This window comes from Allorhizocola rhizosphaerae, from assembly GCF_003426775.1.
Taxonomy (GTDB): domain Bacteria; phylum Actinomycetota; class Actinomycetes; order Mycobacteriales; family Micromonosporaceae; genus Allorhizocola; species Allorhizocola rhizosphaerae.
On sequence record NZ_QJUG01000008.1, the window covers coordinates 15,414 to 30,846 of the forward strand.

The following is a 15,433-nucleotide window of genomic DNA, read 5'->3' on the forward strand; positions in this document are numbered from 1 at the left end:
TCAACGGAACAGATGGGCGTGCTCGGCCGCCCAGTCCACAAGCGACAGCGCCGGCCGGCCCGTGATCTGCTCGACGGTCGGCAGCACGGTCCAGGCCGCCTCCGGCGGATTGCCGTGCGCCATCACGAAAAACTCGATGACCTCCGGCGGCAGGCCCTCGGCCGCCCACTTCGCCCGCGCCTCGGCCTCCGACAGCTCCACGAACTCGATCGGTTCGCCGATCGCCGCCGCGATCGCGGCCTCCTTGTCCGGCACGGGCAGCGAAAGGTCGCCCGCCACCACCTCGACGCGCTCCGGAAGACGGGCGTTTTGGGGGTCGCGCGAGAGGGCACGCACGGCGTGCCCGCCCGCGACAAGGTGCTTCACGACGTTGCGGCCGACATTTCCGGTGGCTCCGGTAACAAGGATCGTCATGCCCGCAACGTCAGGGGTCTATTAGGAACGGTTTGCTCCTAAGCGTGCTCAGACCCCGATCTTTTTCCACGGTCCCCAGATGGCGAACGTCATGCCCGCGCCCGCCTGGATGTTGACGAACAGGGTGTGCCCGTCCGGGCTGAACGTCGAACCGGCGAACTCGTCGTTGGACCGGTCCGCCCCGCCGCTGCTGCGCAGCCGGTTCAGCGCGATGTTGAACAGCCGCCCGTTGCGCGTCAGCCCACGCACGTAGTTGTCGTTCACGTTGTCCTCGCACACCACCAACGTCCCGCGCGGCGACGTGGTGATGTTGTCGGGCAGGTCCAGCGTATCCGGACCCGGCGACTGATAGGCCAGCTTCAGCGTGCGTGAGCGGATGTGGTAGGCCCAAATCTGGCCGCTGCCGTTTCCGTATCCGTCGGCGATCGGGCCCGGCCCGGCCTCCGGCGCGCCTCCGCCCTGGGTCGAGGTGAAGTACACGACGCCGTCCTCGTAGACCGCGCCCTCCAGCCGCGAGAAATGCGCGGCGCCAAGCGAACGGCCCTGGTTGCCCACATGGGTCAGCGCCTGATCGTTCGTGGTGGGCGCGGGTTGGCCCGGTGTGTAAGGAAAACTGGGCGCCGGATCGTCGATGTCCACCCACTCGACCCGGTAGCGCGCATCGGGCTCCTGCTGGGCGGCCAGCTCCGCGTTGGGCATGCCGCGCACGGCGAGCATCTGCAACCGGCCCCCGTCCTCCAGTCTGCCCGCCCGCATCGGGTGGCGCTTCGGCCGGTACCGATAAAATCCTGAAGCGAATCCGAAGTTGTCCTCGGTCAGGTAGAGATCGCCCTCCCGTGGGTCGAAGGCCACGGATTCGTGGGCGAACCGCCCGGCCGCGGTGATCGGCTGGCGATCCGACTGTCCACTGGCGGGCACCTCGAAGATGAACCCGTGCCGCTGCCGCAGCGACGTGTTGGGCACACCCGTGAAGTCGGCCCCCACGTCCGGCCCGTTGACCGTCTCCTCGCAAGTGATCCAGCTGCGCCAGGGCATCGGCCCGCCCGAGCAGTTCATCTGCGTCCCATTGAGGCTCGTGTACGACTCGAGCACCTCACCTTGCTTGGTGACCCGCACGGTGGTCGTGCCACCGCGCGCCATCGCGTCATAGGGCGTGCCCGGCCCGAACGCCGCGCCCGGCCCGTTCACCTCGTGGTTGCGCACCAGCACGATCGAGCCGTCCCGCCCCTGGAACGCGGCCATGCCGTCGTGCCGTCCGGGCAGCCTGGTCCCATCGTCCAAGGTGACGGGGGCCTCGGTGTCGTGGAAGGACCGATATTGGAAGCCGTCGGGCAGCCACAGCCGCACCTGCCCGTCGCGCAGATCGGGCACCGGCCCGAGCACCGGATCGAAACCATCGGAAGAGGGCGAAGCGTGCGCCGCACGTGCGGCAAAACCCGCGAGCGGGCCGCCGAGTAAGGCCCCGGCGGCCGCGCCCCTCATCAGCGCTCTCCTGCTGAAGACTCCGTTCAAGCGAAGCCGTGCTTTTGGCGTGTCCGGGGTTGATCGCGAAGCGTTCAACCCCGGACGCTGCTGAAATGGACTGACCATCACGTCACATTAACGAGGCGTTCACTTTCCGGAAAGCAGCTGGGCACAGCGAATCAAGCCCAGGTGGCTGTATGCCTGCGGATGGTTGCCCAGCCCGCGTTCCAAATCCGGATCGTATTGCTCCGGCAGCAGCCCGGTCGGGCCCGCCGTCGCGAGCAGCTGCTCGAACAGCTCCTCGGCGTCGGCCCGCCGCCCGGTGCGCAGGTATGCCTCGACGAGCCAGGCGGTGCAGATGTGGAACCCGCCCTCCTTGCCCGGCATGCCGTCGTCCCACTTGTAGCGGTAAACCGTTGGGCCGGAACGCAATTCGGCCTCGACCGCGAGCACCGTGGCCAGGAAGCGCGGATCGTCGTCGGCGAGCAGGCCCGACAGCCCGATCCACAGCGAGGAGGCGTCCATCTCTGGAAAACCGAACGCCACCGTGTACGCACCCGTGCCCTCATGCCACCCCTGGGTGAGCACGTTGTCGGCGATCCGGTCGCGCAACTCCTCCCATTCCTTGTTGGTGTCGGAGGTGTGCCGGGTCAGAGTCTTGATCGCCCGGTCGACGGTCATCCAGCACATCACCTTGGAATACACGTGGTGCCGCGGAGGCAGACGCGCCTCCCACAGCCCGTGGTCGGGCTCGTGCCACCGCTGCGACACCGCGTGCACCATCGCCTCAAGCACACGCCACTCGTCGTACTTCACCTTGCCCCGCTTGTCGGCCACCGCCATGAGCACATCCGCCACCGGACCGAACACGTCCAGCTGCAGCTGCCTGTTGGCCGCGTTGCCCACGCGCACCGGCCGCGACCCGGCATAGCCGGGCAGCGTCTCGATAACCGCCTCCGGTCCGAGCTCGTAACCGTCCACTGTGTAAAGCGGGTGCAGCCGTTCCGGGTGTCCACCGGTCCGCTCGACGCACACGCCCACCCACCGCAGGAACGCCTCGGCCTCGGTCAGCGAGCCGAGGTCCACCAGCGCCTTGACGCTCATGGCCGCGTCGCGCAGCCAGCTGAAGCGATAGTCCCAGTTTCTGATCCCACCAAGCGTTTCCGGCAGCGACGTGGTGGCCGCGGCCAGCACACCGCCGCCCTCGGCGTGGCACAGGCCCTTGAGCGTGAGCGCGCTGCGCAGCACGACGTCGGTCTCCAGCGGCGGCAGCGCGAGCGACTGCGACCACTCCTTCCAAGGCCGCTCGGCCCGGGACAGCCGCTGCTCCGTGGTTTCCTGGTACGGCAAGAGATCCTGGCTGCGCATGCGCAGGTCCAGGAGCACCTCGCCACCCATCGCGGCCAGGTCGATCACCGCACGGGCCACGTCATGCCCACCGTCGTTGACCACGTCCCACTCGACGCCGGCCGAGTGCAGCACGAAATGGTCACTGGTCCCGAGCACCATCAGGCAGTCGCCGAGCTCCTGCAGCGTCGTGGGCACCTGCCCGAACTCGGGTCGCGGCGCGAACTCCACCCGGACCACCGAGTTGCCGGTGAGCCGGCGCAGCAGGTGATCGCCGTCGAGCCAGTCGGTCACGGTCAGGCCCGACCACCGCGTCTCCACGGTCATCGTGCCGGGGCGGTAGCGCTGCCCGAGCGCGCGCCCGCCCTTGAGCGGCGACACCGTGAAGTGCCCGGCCGGCGCGCCGCCGAGCAGGTCGGCGAACAGCGCCGCCGAGTCCGGCCGGGGGTGGCACAGCCAGCTGATCCGCGCGTCGGGGGTCACCAGCGCCACCGTCCTGCCATCGGACAGCATCGAGTGGCGTTCAATAGGGACCGCCCGCTCGCCGAACAGCCAGTTGCGCCGGGTCTCCAGCAGCAGCGCGAGCACCCGCACGGCCTGCATCGGATCGTCGACCCGGAACAGCGCGCTGGTTTCGCCCGGCCCGACCTTGATCCCGACGTCCTTGCCGGACAGCGTCTTGAACGCGTTTTCGTCGGTGACGTCGTCGCCGATGAACAGGGTGGCTCCGGCCGACACCTGGCGGCGCAGCTCCTCGATTGCCGTGCCCTTGTGCCGGGCGAGCACCGACAGCTCGATGACCTCTTTGCCCTCGGTCGTGTGCACGTCCGGCCACATCGCCGGCCCGGTGCGCACTTTGTCCATAATGGACTGTGTGACCGGCTCCGACGCGGTTCGGGTGTGCACGGCGATCGATGCGGGTTTGTGCTCAAGCCGGACCCCGGGGTGGTCCTTGATCAGGTGTTCCAGCGCGGCGGCGAGCTTGCCGCGCAGCTCCACCAGATGGGGCTCCAGTCGTGTGACGAAGCCCACATCAAACTCCGAGCCGTGGCTTCCCACCAAGTGGACCTCGCTCGGAAGCCGCGACAGGGCGGCCAGATCGCGTAGGGCGCGCCCCGAGACCACGGCCACCGTGGTCTGGGGAAGCGCCGCCAGCGAACGCAGGGCGGCGACCGCCTCTGGCAGGGGTGCGGCCGCTGCGGGATCTTCGACGATCGGGGCGAGCGTGCCGTCGTAGTCGCAGGCGACGAGGATCTGCGGGGTTCGGGCCAGCAGTGTGATGGCCGAACGCATCGCAGGCTCGAAGCCGTCGCGATCCACATCAATGGTCATCGAGATCTCCCAGAGAACGCAGGAAGTCTGACGCCCACGCGGCCACATCGTGTCGGCGAAGGTGCCGCTGCATAATGCCCATCCGTCGGCGGGCCTCTGCCGGGTCAACGTTTACAGCTCGAATGAGGGCGTCTTTGACCCCATCGAGGTCGTGCGGGTTACACAGAAAAGCTTGCCGCAGCTCGCCGGCCGCACCGGCAAACTCGCTGAGCACCAGCGCGCCGCCGTGTTCGGCGCGCGCGGCAACGTACTCCTTGGCCACCAGGTTCATGCCATCTCGTAGTGGGGTCACCATCATCACGTCGGCCGCGCAATACAGCGCGGCCAACTCGCTACGACTGTACGACTGATGAAGGTAGTGAACCGCAGGCACGCCGACCCTCCCGAAGTCGCCGTTAATGCGCCCCACCTCACGCTCCACCTTGACCCTCAATGCCTGGTAGTGCTCCACACGCTCCCGGCTCGGGGTGGCCACCTGAACCATCACCGCTTCGGGAACAGACAGTCTGCCCTCCCCCAGAAGTTCACGGAAGGCCTTTAGCCGATGTTCGATACCTTTCGTGTAATCAAGTCGATCGACGCCGAGAATGACAGTTTTCGGATCGCCCAGTTCGGCGCGGATCTGGGCGGCGCGCTCGCGCACCAACGGGTTGTCGGCCAGCCGCTGCATCTCCGCCACATCGATCGAAATCGGGAAGGCTTCAGCCTTGACCTTCCGCCCCTCATATTCAAGGGTGCTTCCCGAATAGGGGGTACCCAGCAGGTGCCGCGCCAACCGGAGGAAGTTCTGCGCAGCCAGCCGCTGCTGGAACCCGACGAGATCGGCGCCGAGCAGCCCGCGCAACACCTCCGTGCGCTGCGGCAGCTGCATGAACAACTCGATCGGCGGAAACGGGATGTGCAGAAAGAACCCGATGCGCAGGTCCGGCCGCAGCTCCCGGAGCATGGCCGGCACCAGCTGGAGCTGATAGTCCTGCACCCACACGGTCGCCCGGTATGCCGCGACCTCGGCGGCCGCCTCCGCGTAACGGCGGTTGACCTCGCGATAGGCGTCGCGCCAGCGCCGCCGGAACACGGGCGGCTCCACGGCGTCGTGGTAGAGCGGCCAGATGGTCGCGTTGGACTGACCCTCGTAATAGCGCTCCACCTCATCGTCGGACAGCGCCATCGGCACCAGCGTGATGCCGTCCATCTCGAACGGTTCCGGCGCGTCCCCGGCCGTCCCCGACCAACCGATCCAGGTGCCCTTGTGTTCCACGAGCACCGGGTGCAGCGCCGTGACCAGCCCCCCTGGGCTTGGGCGCCATCTGCGGCCGCCGCTCATGCGGGCGGCCGGCGTGTCGTCGGTCACCTCGTCCACCGGCAGGCGGTTAGCGACCACTACGAATGGGCTCTTCCCGGCCAAAGTCTGTTCGCCTCCGTAGTCCGATCGGATGATCTCCACCCGTCCTTTGAGCCTACTGATCCTCTCTCCCCCCGCCCCACCCACCTCCCGTTGATCATGAACATAAAGTCCATGTTCGACGGCGTGTCGTGTATATAACTTCATGGTCAACTGGCGGTGAGGCCCCAGCGGAGCCGCCTCGCCGGAGGGCTGGAAAGATTGGAGCGTGGCTCAGTACATCTACACGCTCGAAAAGGCGCGCAAGGCGCACGGCGACAAGGTCGTGCTCGACAACGTGACCCTGCATTTCCTGCCCGGCGCCAAGATCGGCGTGGTGGGGCCCAACGGGGCGGGCAAGTCCAGCCTGCTTCGGATCATGGCCGGGGTGGACCAGCCGAGCAACGGCGAGGCCCGGCTCATGCCGGGTTACACCGTCGGCATGGTCGCGCAGGAGCCCCGCCTCGACGAGTCCAAGACGGTGCTGGAAAACATCGAGCTCGCGGTGCACGAAACCAAGGCCAAGCTGGCCCGGTTCAACGAGATCGCCGAGCTCATGGCCACCGACTACTCCGACGCGTTGATGGACGAGATGGGCAGGCTCCAGGAGGAGCTCGACCACGCCGACGCGTGGGACCTGGACTCCAAGCTGGAGCAGGCGATGGACGCGCTGCGTTGCCCGCCGGGCGACGCACCGGTCAACACGCTGTCCGGGGGTGAGAAGCGGCGCGTGGCGCTGTGCAAGGTGCTGCTGGAGCAGCCCGATCTGCTCCTGCTGGACGAGCCGACCAACCACCTCGACGCCGAGAGCGTGCTGTGGCTGGAGCAGCATCTGGCCGCCTACCCCGGCACGGTGATGGCGATCACCCACGACCGCTACTTCCTCGACAACGTGGCCCAGTGGATCCTCGAGCTCGACCGTGGCCGGACCTATCCCTACGAGGGCAACTACTCCACCTATCTGGAGAAGAAGGCGGCTCGGCTCGCGGTCGAGGGGCGCAAGGACGCGAAGATGAAAAAGCGCCTCTCCGAGGAGCTGGAGTGGGTGCGGTCCAATGCCAAGGCGCGCCAGACCAAGTCGCGCGCCCGGCTGGACCGCTACGAGGAGATGGCCGCCGAGGCGGAGAAGACCCGCAAGCTCGACTTCGAGGAGATCCAGATTCCACCGGGCCCCCGCCTGGGCAGCACGGTCATCGAGGCGAAGGACCTCACCAAGGGCTTCGGCGACCGGGTGCTCATCGAGAATCTGTCTTTCTCCTTGCCGCGCAACGGCATCGTGGGCATCATCGGCCCCAACGGCGTCGGCAAGACCACGCTGTTCAAGACCATCGTCGGCCTGGAGAAGCCCGACTCGGGCGACGTGCGGGTGGGCGACACCGTGTCGCTGTCCTATGTGGACCAGACGCGCGCCGGCCTTGAGGGCGGCAAGACGGTGTGGGAGGTGGTGTCCGACGGGCTCGACTTCCTCATGGTCGGCAGGGTCGAGATGCCCTCGCGGGCCTATGTGGCGGCGTTCGGTTTCAAGGGTCCCGACCAGCAGAAGCCGATCAACGTGCTGTCCGGCGGCGAGCGCAACCGGCTCAACCTGGCGCTCACGCTCAAGCAGGGTGGCAACGTGCTGCTGCTCGACGAGCCCACCAACGACCTGGACGTGGAGACACTGTCCAGTTTGGAGAATGCGCTGCTGGAGTTCCCCGGCTGCGCCGTGGTCATCTCGCACGACCGGATGTTCCTCGACCGGGTCGCCACCCACATGCTCGCGTGGGAGGGCGACGACGAAAACGAGGCCAAGTGGTTCTGGTTCGAGGGCAACTTCGAGGCCTACGAGAAGAACAAGGTCGAGCGGCTGGGCGTCGAGGCGGCCCGCCCGCACCGCGTCACGCACCGGAAGCTAACCCGGGACTAGCCTTGCGCTTCATGTACCACTGCCCGCTGCGATGGTCCGATTTGGACGCCTACGGGCACGTCAACAACGCGCGCTTCCTCACGCTGTACGAGGAGGCGCGCGTGGCCATGATGTTCGTCAACGCCCGCGAGGCGGGGCTCACCTCGTTCGAGGAGGGGATAGTCGTGGCCCGGCACGAGGTGGACTACCTGCGCCCGGTGGACTACGGCGACCCCGTGCGGATCGAGCTGTGGATCGACGAGATGCGGCCCTCTCGATTTACCATCGCCTATGAGCTGTTCGACGGGGACCTGCTGGCCAGCCGGGCCAAGTCGGTGCTGGTGCCCTACGACCTGGTCAGGCAGCGGCCGCGCCGGCTCACCGAGCAGGAACAGGCGTTTCTCAAGCCATGGTTGAAGACATAGCGTCGTTCACCGAGCGGCTGCTGCGGTTCGACCCGGGGGCGTTGGTCCGGCTGCGCGACGGGCGGGCCTGGGGCCGCCTGCCGTGGGAAGTCCTGGTGTCGGTGGAGTACGAGTGCGCGGGCGATGTCGTGGTGTCGGCCGCGTCGGGGGAGAAGCGCGACGCCGACTGGCACTGGCCGCTGCCGCCGATCGGTAAGGCCCGGGTCGTCGAGGTACTGCCCGCATCGCAGATCGTTGATCTCGCCTCGGCTGCGGCGCGGACGTTGCGCGAGGCCAGTGCCGGTCGGCGGGTCGGGGAGCGCGCGATCCGCGATGCCCTGCTGGATCACCCTGTGATCACGGGCACGTCTGACGTCGACGGTACGCAATTCGTTGTCCCGCAGCGTATTGTGCAGGGAATTGTTCGGATGCGCCTGAATTGGCCCGGCGGTGTGGACGTTCTCGTGGCCGGTCCATGGACGGGGCTCCGAACGCGGATCGGCGAGGCCTGGCATCGCGCGCCCGCAGGACTCACGGTACGTCCGCTACGTTGACTATCGGCCAAACGGCCAATAGGGATGGGCCGTTTGGTCAGCGACTCGCGGTAAGGGGCTGACGAATGTGGGGCTGTACGGGTAGCCTCACGCCTCGGGATCTACTGAGGGTAGGCGGCTCACTCCACTGAGCATTCTCTATCCCTCGGCATCGATCTACGGGGGGAGGGGACCTTTCCGAACAATGGAGAAGGGGGCGTGGACGATGGCGTGGTGGTCGTGGCGGTGGTCTGATCAGCCTGACCCGGCAACACCGGAGAAGGCCCGTGAGCGGGCAATACCATCCCAGCGCGATTCAATGCATTGTCCAGACGATCTGTCCATGTTGGACTCTTTGCCGCCGGCACCGACACTGATCACCGACATCAATCCACCGGTGACGCTCAAGCGGGTGAGCGCGACCCTCGACCTGCTCGATGTGCGGCATCTCTCAGACGGGGACTCGAGCCTGCTCGCGCTGTGGGAACGGCACGCACTACTGTTCGCCATCGAAGGACCTGACGACGAGATATTGGTCATCCGCACCAGGCCGCACGCGACCGTACCCCCGGAGCTGTCGGAGCTGGCCTACCGCGCCGTCAACGAGTGGAACCACTCCCGCCGATTCGCCAAGGCCTACGTGGGCGACCCGACCGAGCGGGGGCAGCTGCCGCTGTATGCGGAGTGGCAGATCCCGCTGGGAGCGGGCATCCACGACGCGCTCCTGCTCGAAATCGTCGACACCGCCGCATCCGTGTCCACCACGTTCGTGGACTGGCTCCACGGCGACGGCGGGCTCCTCTTCTGACGCAGTGGCCTGCGTTCAACGCTTCGCGATGAACGCAGGCCACGCGAAAGACGTCAGCCACACCGGGTGCCACACGTCCCTGGTGCGGGTGAGGTTGATCGCGAAGCGCTAAACCTCACCCGCTGCCGGAACGAAACGGGAACAACCCCAGGCGGCCGTGGTATTCGTGGGCGAGCTCGTCGGTGTCGGAGCCGACAAGCAGGCCCCGGTCGGTGAGCAGCAGGGCGCGTGCGCCGATGCCACGCTTGCGGGTCGGGTTCCAGTCGTTGGCGAGCCCCGAATCCGGGTCGATCGCGGCCAGGCCCTCGCGGTCGATCGCGCCCGGCCCGGCCGACTCGTCGCCGTACGGGTTGTCCATCCAGCGTTGGTGCCCGCCGACGTAGACGGCATGATTGCTGATCTCGACCGCGTACAGCGAGTCGCCGCCGGTGTGGTTGACCCATGTGGCGCCCGTCTCGCCCACGGCATAGGTCTCAAACCGTGCGGCCGTGTCGCACAACAACTCCGGCCTGCTGTGCCGGCCGGTCGTGACGATGACCAGATATGAGCCGTCGGGGGAGAAGTCCACCGCGCGCAGCCAGGTGTCGAAGCCGTCGCGGCACCTGTGGTCGAACGCCCGCGTCCACCAGTCGGCCAGCTGGGGCTGTTCGGGTGTGAGGTCGAACATGGCGGCCTGTGCCCGGTACGCCCCGCCCACCTCGGTCAGCGCGCCGATGACCATCATGCGGTCGCCGTTGGGCGAGACCGCGAGGTCCTCCACCTTCACGCGGCCGAGCTCGTCGGCCGACAGGTGGGCGTCGAACTCGTCGACGGCTCCCGTGGTCGCGTCAAGCCGGGCCAGCCCGGCGCGCGGGATGCCCGACACGTCCTCGAACGTCCCTCCAATGTAGAGCTTGCCGTGGGACCGGGCGATAGCGCGCACATCGCCCCATCCGATGCTCGCGGCGAACTCCTTCACGGGCTTGCCCGTCGCGAGATCGACCTGCGCGATGCCGCGTTGCTTGCGATCCCCGACGTGACGGAACCGCCCGCCCACGTAAACGGTGTTGTCCGGGCCGGGCTCCAGTGCCAGCACCGGACCATCTAGCCAGGGCGAGAAGTTGAGGACTTTTCCGGTACCAAATTGGAAAGCAAATAAAAACGAGAAATCACGCTTTTTTCGGCCAGCATGGTCGGTCACGGACGTGAAATCCCCACCGACCACGACCGTGTCGCCCACCACAGCCAGCGCCCGAACCTCGCCGTCCAGCACGTGCGGAGTCCAGCCGACCGGGTTGTCGCTGACAAGCCAGCCGGGCTCGGGGATCAAGGCCGCAGCGGCCGGGGCCGACAGCGCGAACAGACCCGCCAGAAGCGCGAGGTACAAACGCCGCATGCCTCAGATAACGAGGCGTGCCTAGATTAGTGAGCGCGGCATGTCATCGGCGGAGTTGACCATGCTGTGATTCTGCTTCATGGCCCAACGGTGCTGACCGGAAAGCCCCGATCATCGCCAGCAGCGTTGACCATGAAGTGCGCGGCCCGCTCAAGGTAGTCCCAGAGCATCTTGTCCAGCTCGGGTGAGAGCTCGAGCACATCGACGGCGTGGCGCATGTGCTTGAGCCAGGCGTCGCGCTCGGCGTAGCCGATTTTGAACGGCGCGTGCCGCAGGCGCAGCCGCGGATGCCCGCGCTGCTGCGAATAGGTGTTGGGGCCGCCCCAATACTGGATGAGGAACAGGCGCAGGCGCTCGTTGGCCGGGCCCAGGTCCTCCTCGGGATAGAGCGGGCGCAGCAGCGGATCGGTCGCCACGCCGGCGTAAAACTCGTCCACGAGCAGCCGAAACGTCTCCTCGCCGCCCAGCGCCTTGAAATAATCGGCCGCAGTCGCCTGCTCAGTCACCCGACAACAATAGCCGCCACGCCGCACCGCAATCCCTCCCGCAGGCTGCGGCCACCACCCTGCGCGCGGGCTACACGATCCGGGGTGTTGGTCGTGGCCCGGATCCGGCTTGCGTCGTGACGCAGGGATGTGGGTGTTTGTCGCGTCTCAGGTCTGGGGGTTGTGGCGTGGCGCAGGGATGTGGGGCGCTTTCGCGTCCCAGGTCTGGGGGTTGTGACGTGGCGCAGGGATGTGGGGCGCTTTCGCGTCCCAGGTCTGGGGGCTGTGGTGTGCCGCAGGGTGTGGGGGCGCTAGTCGCGGCGCCAATCCAGGTTGTCTTGCCGCAGGAAGCTGGAGTGTTGTCGCGGCGCTGCTGCGGGTTGTGTCGTGTCGCAGGTTCCGGTGTTGTCGCGGCGGTTGGTCGATTGAGTACAGGATCCCGGATATTGCAGGCGTTTCCGCCTGCGCCACGACGTTATCCCGGATGTTGTCGTGGGGTTCAGCGCACGTCACGACGTTATCCCGGATGTTGCGGCACCGAGCGGCCGCGGTCGGCGACCGTCATCCGGACTGTTGCGTGCTTTGGCACGCGACGGTCTGCGGGCGCTGTTCGAGGCGCAGCGGCGTGGCTTGCGCGATGGCGCGGACATCGCCTTATGCGTGGGAGATCGCGTGGACGTGGCGTTGCCGGGCGTTTGGCAGGCCTGCGTGGGCTGCGGCGCGGTCGCGTGGGCGAGGCTGGCGCGGGTATCGCGACGTGGGCGGGCATGGCTGTGGCGGGGTCGCCGGGCGTGGCGTAGTTGTGGGGATGGCGTTGGTTGCGGCGCAGTCGGGTGGTGTGGGGTGAGGGCTGCGGCGCTGTCGGGTGGCTTGGCGTGGTCATGCGGGCATGGCTGCGGCGCGATCGGCCTGGGTGGCGGAGGATTTGGGCGCGGGCTAGGCGGCTGAGGCCTGGTTTATCTGGCGGGCGCGCTCGATGGCGGCCGTGAAGCGTTCCTGTGCCGGCCACACGAGCAGCGCGACGACGAGCATGAGCCCGACTCCGGCCAGGCACCACAGGCCTACCACGGTCGGCAGCATCGACGCCGGGCGGGCCAGGAGGCCCACGATGAAGATGGAGCCGCCCTGCAACAGTTGCATGCCGCTCTGCATCACCCCGAACGCGCGCGACCGGTGGGTGTTGGGCAGCGCCTGCACGAACAGCCCGTTGGCGGCCGGCAGGATGCCCGCGACCGATGCTCCACACAGGAATCCCATGAGGCACACCGCCCACAGCGGCGGGTTGAGCAATGCCGGCACGAGCACCAGCGGGGTCAGCACGGCCAGCGGGCGGATCAGGCGGTTGCGGGTGTCGGGCCGGACGAGTCGGCCCACGAGGAGGCCGCCGACGATGAAGCCGAGCGCCGGCACCAGCATGATCAGGCCTTGGGTGAGGCCACGGGTGCGGTCGTCGGGCGGCCGCAGCGCGTCGGTCCAGATGACGCCGAGCCCTTCGGGCAATGTGGAAAAGAGCATGACGCCGAAGATGACCACGGCGATGCCGCGCAGGGCGGGCGTGCCGAACACCATTCGGAACCCGTCGATGGTCTCGCGGAGCAGGTTTTGCCGCGCGCCCCGCTCGACCGGGGGCCGCCGTTTCACGAACAGGCCGATGAGCAGGGCCGAAATGGCGAACGTCGCGGCGTCGATGAGCAGCGCGAGGTGGGGGTCGACCGCGGCGAGCAGGCCGCCGCCGAGGTAGCCGCCGATCTGCGCGGCCTGCCCGGCGCTGGCCGCGAAGGCGAGCCCCACCACGAGCTTGTCGCCGGGCAGCAGGGTGGCCGTGAGGGCGGAGCGGGCCGCGTCGTAGGGCGGGTTGCCCAGTGCGGTGAGGAAAAGCAGCACGATCATCAGCGGGACCGGCATGTCCACCAGCGCGACTAGGCCGATGAAGATCATGCGCGCAATATCGCTAATGATCATCACGGTGCGCCTCGGCATGCGCTCTGCCAGCGCTGTGAGCACCGGTCCGATCAGGAGCCAGGGTGCGTAGCTGATGGCGAACGTGGCGGCCGCGACACCGGCCGAACCGGTCTGCTGGAAGACCAGCACCGTCACTGCGATCTTGGCTAGGTAATCGCCCACCCAGGAGAGCACCGTCGCCGAAAACACCGCTCGGTATTCGCCGTTGGCGAAGACGTCTCGAAAGGTCGCGGGTCGCTCGGGCGGATCGGAGGAAGCGGAAGAGCTGGTGCTGACGGGGTGAGGCACCGACAATCCTCCATCGATCACGAGCTAGTTAACGACATCGATCACGAACATTGTGGTCGATGCCCGAAAGTCATCCGTGCGGTGATTCTGCCCGATTGGACGATGATTCGCTAGCCCCTACGGTTGAGCGCCGCCATCTTGTCGCACCGGCGGGCGTGCCAATCGGGCAGCCTGGATCTGCGCGGTGATCCCCGAGACCTCCAGCGCCTCCATCAGCCTGCGCCGCAGCTCGCGCTGGATGTCCCACTGCTTGTCCGAGCTGGTTTTGCAGGTGATGCGGACCATCACCCCGTCGACCGTGAGCTGCTCGATGCCCAGCACGTTGGGTGGTTCCAGGAACTCGGCCGCGTGTTCGGGATCGTTGGCGTAGGTATCGACCGCCTCGCGCAGCACGCGGGTGGCCTCGTCGACCGGGGCGAAGCCGATCGGGATGTCGATGAGTAGTTGGGCCCAGCCCTGGCTCTTGTTGCCGATCCGGATGATCTCCCCGTTGCGCACGTACCACAGCACGCCCCGCGCGTCGCGGATGGTCACCGTGCGCAGGCCGACCGACTCCACGACACCGACCGCCTCGCCCGTGTCGATCACGTCGCCGACCCCGTATTGGTCCTCAAGCAACATGAACAGCCCCGCGATCAGGTCCTTGACGAGCGTCTGCGCGCCGAAGCCGAGCGCGACCCCGGCGATGCCCAGGCTCGTGAGCACCGGCGCCAGGTTGAACCCGAACAGGTCGAGCACCATCAGGAAGGCGATCGAAAAGACGATCACCGTGACGAAGCTCTTGAGCAGCGAGCCGATCGCCGCCGCCCGCTGCACGCGCCGCTCCGGGAACAGGCCGTTGCCGTTGCCCGGCATCCGCGCCTTGAGCGGGCGCAGGAATCCTGGGATCTTGCCTTCCGCCGTGCGGTCGACCACCTTGTTGATCGCGTGGTTGAGCATCGCCCGCGCGATGATCGCGAGGACGATGATCAGGATGATCCGGACCGGATTGGCGAGCAGGAAATAGCCATCCTGGAGCCAACCCCAGTTGGTCTGCTGGTAAAGCCATGTGCAGATGCCGTCCTGCGCGCACTTGTCGTCCACGACCGTTCACGATAATCGGCCGATTTAAGGGTGCATTCTCGGGATCAATCAGGGACGATGGTGCCAAGTTTTAGCCAATGGAGGGATCAATCAGGGACGATTGTCCCAAGGTGTATGTGACCGGAGGGTGAGAGCGATGCCTGACATACGACCCACAACGTCTTCCGTAGCGTTGCTGTTGAACGCCACCTACGAGCCGCTGTGTGTCGTGTCAGTGCGAAGAGCCGCGATCCTGGTCCTCTCCGGCAAGGCGGTGTGCGTCGCCGACGGCGATGGCATGCTGCACAGCGCCCGCCAGCAGGTGCCGGTGCCCCTGGTGGTCCGGCTGAGCCGGTTTGTGCGTGTGCCCTACCGCACCCACGTCGGGCTGTCCCGGCGGGCCATCTTCGCCCGCGACGGTGGGCGCTGCCAATACTGCGCGGGCCCGGCCGAGACCATCGACCACGTGCATCCGCGCTCCAAGGGCGGCCTGCACGTCTGGGAGAACGTGGTCGCCGCGTGCGCCCGCTGCAACCACCACAAGGGCGACCGCACGCTGCGCGAGCTCGGCTGGAAGCCGATCACAAAACCGACCGTCCCCAACGGGGCTGCCTGGCGGATACTCGGGCACCGCACCCCCGACCCACGCTGGGCGGCCTGGCTTGAGCCGGCCGCCCAACTCATTTAGAGGCC

At 67.4% G+C, this 15,433-nt stretch carries 13 protein-coding genes; 5 read left to right on the forward strand and 8 right to left on the reverse strand.

The annotated features are described in order from the left end of the window. The 4 genes from DM816_RS02815 to DM816_RS02830 form a co-directional block, all read right to left on the reverse strand. Complete coding sequence (locus tag DM816_RS02815; protein WP_117208461.1) at nucleotides 1-414, reverse strand: NAD(P)H-binding protein; 414 nt, start codon at nucleotides 412-414, stop codon at nucleotides 1-3. Between the two features lie 48 nt (nucleotides 415-462). After that, nucleotides 463-1,896, reverse strand: coding sequence for an alkaline phosphatase PhoX (locus tag DM816_RS02820; RefSeq protein ID WP_117208462.1), 1,434 nt, complete (start codon nucleotides 1,894-1,896; stop codon nucleotides 463-465). A 129-nt stretch (nucleotides 1,897-2,025) separates the two neighbouring features. After that, nucleotides 2,026-4,557: a trehalose-phosphatase gene (otsB, locus tag DM816_RS02825; RefSeq protein ID WP_117208463.1), complete on the reverse strand. Its 2,532-nt coding sequence runs from the start codon at nucleotides 4,555-4,557 to the stop codon at nucleotides 2,026-2,028. Then, nucleotides 4,547-5,962, reverse strand: coding sequence for an alpha,alpha-trehalose-phosphate synthase (UDP-forming) (locus DM816_RS02830; RefSeq protein ID WP_117208502.1), 1,416 nt, complete (start codon nucleotides 5,960-5,962; stop codon nucleotides 4,547-4,549). Before DM816_RS02830 ends, otsB begins: the two co-directional genes overlap by 11 nt. Nucleotides 5,963-6,167: 205 nt before the next feature. On the opposite strand from DM816_RS02830, the gene ettA reads away from it, so the two are divergent. From ettA to DM816_RS02850, 4 genes are all read left to right on the forward strand, one after another. Continuing rightward, nucleotides 6,168-7,844: an energy-dependent translational throttle protein EttA gene (gene ettA, locus DM816_RS02835; protein WP_117208464.1), complete on the forward strand. Its 1,677-nt coding sequence runs from the start codon at nucleotides 6,168-6,170 to the stop codon at nucleotides 7,842-7,844. A gap of 11 nt (nucleotides 7,845-7,855) precedes the next feature. Beyond that, a complete protein-coding gene (locus tag DM816_RS02840) occupies nucleotides 7,856-8,248 on the forward strand; it encodes an acyl-CoA thioesterase (protein WP_117208503.1) in 393 nt (130 codons plus the stop codon). Next, on the forward strand, nucleotides 8,233-8,781 hold the full coding sequence (locus DM816_RS02845) for a DUF8185 domain-containing protein (RefSeq protein WP_117208504.1): 549 nt from the start codon (nucleotides 8,233-8,235) through the stop codon (nucleotides 8,779-8,781). The genes DM816_RS02840 and DM816_RS02845 overlap by 16 nt, the downstream gene beginning before the upstream one ends. A 322-nt stretch (nucleotides 8,782-9,103) precedes the next feature. Further along, nucleotides 9,104-9,568, forward strand: a complete 465-nt coding sequence (locus DM816_RS02850) for a type III secretion system chaperone family protein (RefSeq protein ID WP_170318768.1) — start codon at nucleotides 9,104-9,106, stop codon at nucleotides 9,566-9,568. 115 nt (nucleotides 9,569-9,683) lie between these two features. Here the strand turns inward: DM816_RS02850 and DM816_RS02855 are convergent, their stop codons facing one another. The 4 genes from DM816_RS02855 to DM816_RS02870 form a co-directional block, all read right to left on the reverse strand. Beyond that, nucleotides 9,684-10,943 carry a PKD domain containing protein gene (locus tag DM816_RS02855; RefSeq protein ID WP_117208465.1) on the reverse strand — a complete coding sequence of 420 codons (1,260 nt, stop codon included), beginning with the start codon at nucleotides 10,941-10,943 and terminating at the stop codon, nucleotides 9,684-9,686. A gap of 77 nt (nucleotides 10,944-11,020) precedes the next feature. After that, nucleotides 11,021-11,476 (reverse strand): globin, encoded by a 456-nt coding sequence (locus tag DM816_RS02860; RefSeq protein WP_425455207.1) that lies wholly within the window; start codon nucleotides 11,474-11,476, stop codon nucleotides 11,021-11,023. Nucleotides 11,477-12,364: 888 nt separating this feature from the next. Then, nucleotides 12,365-13,678 (reverse strand): MFS transporter, encoded by a 1,314-nt coding sequence (locus DM816_RS02865; protein WP_117208506.1) that lies wholly within the window; start codon nucleotides 13,676-13,678, stop codon nucleotides 12,365-12,367. 117 nt (nucleotides 13,679-13,795) lie between these two features. Further along, complete coding sequence (locus tag DM816_RS02870; protein WP_425455208.1) at nucleotides 13,796-14,761, reverse strand: mechanosensitive ion channel family protein; 966 nt, start codon at nucleotides 14,759-14,761, stop codon at nucleotides 13,796-13,798. Nucleotides 14,762-14,897: 136 nt separating this feature from the next. Between DM816_RS02870 and DM816_RS02875 the strand changes: the two genes are divergently transcribed. Continuing rightward, a complete protein-coding gene (locus DM816_RS02875; RefSeq protein ID WP_117208467.1) occupies nucleotides 14,898-15,428 on the forward strand; it encodes an HNH endonuclease in 531 nt (176 codons plus the stop codon). Nucleotides 15,429-15,433: the final 5 nt, after the last annotated feature.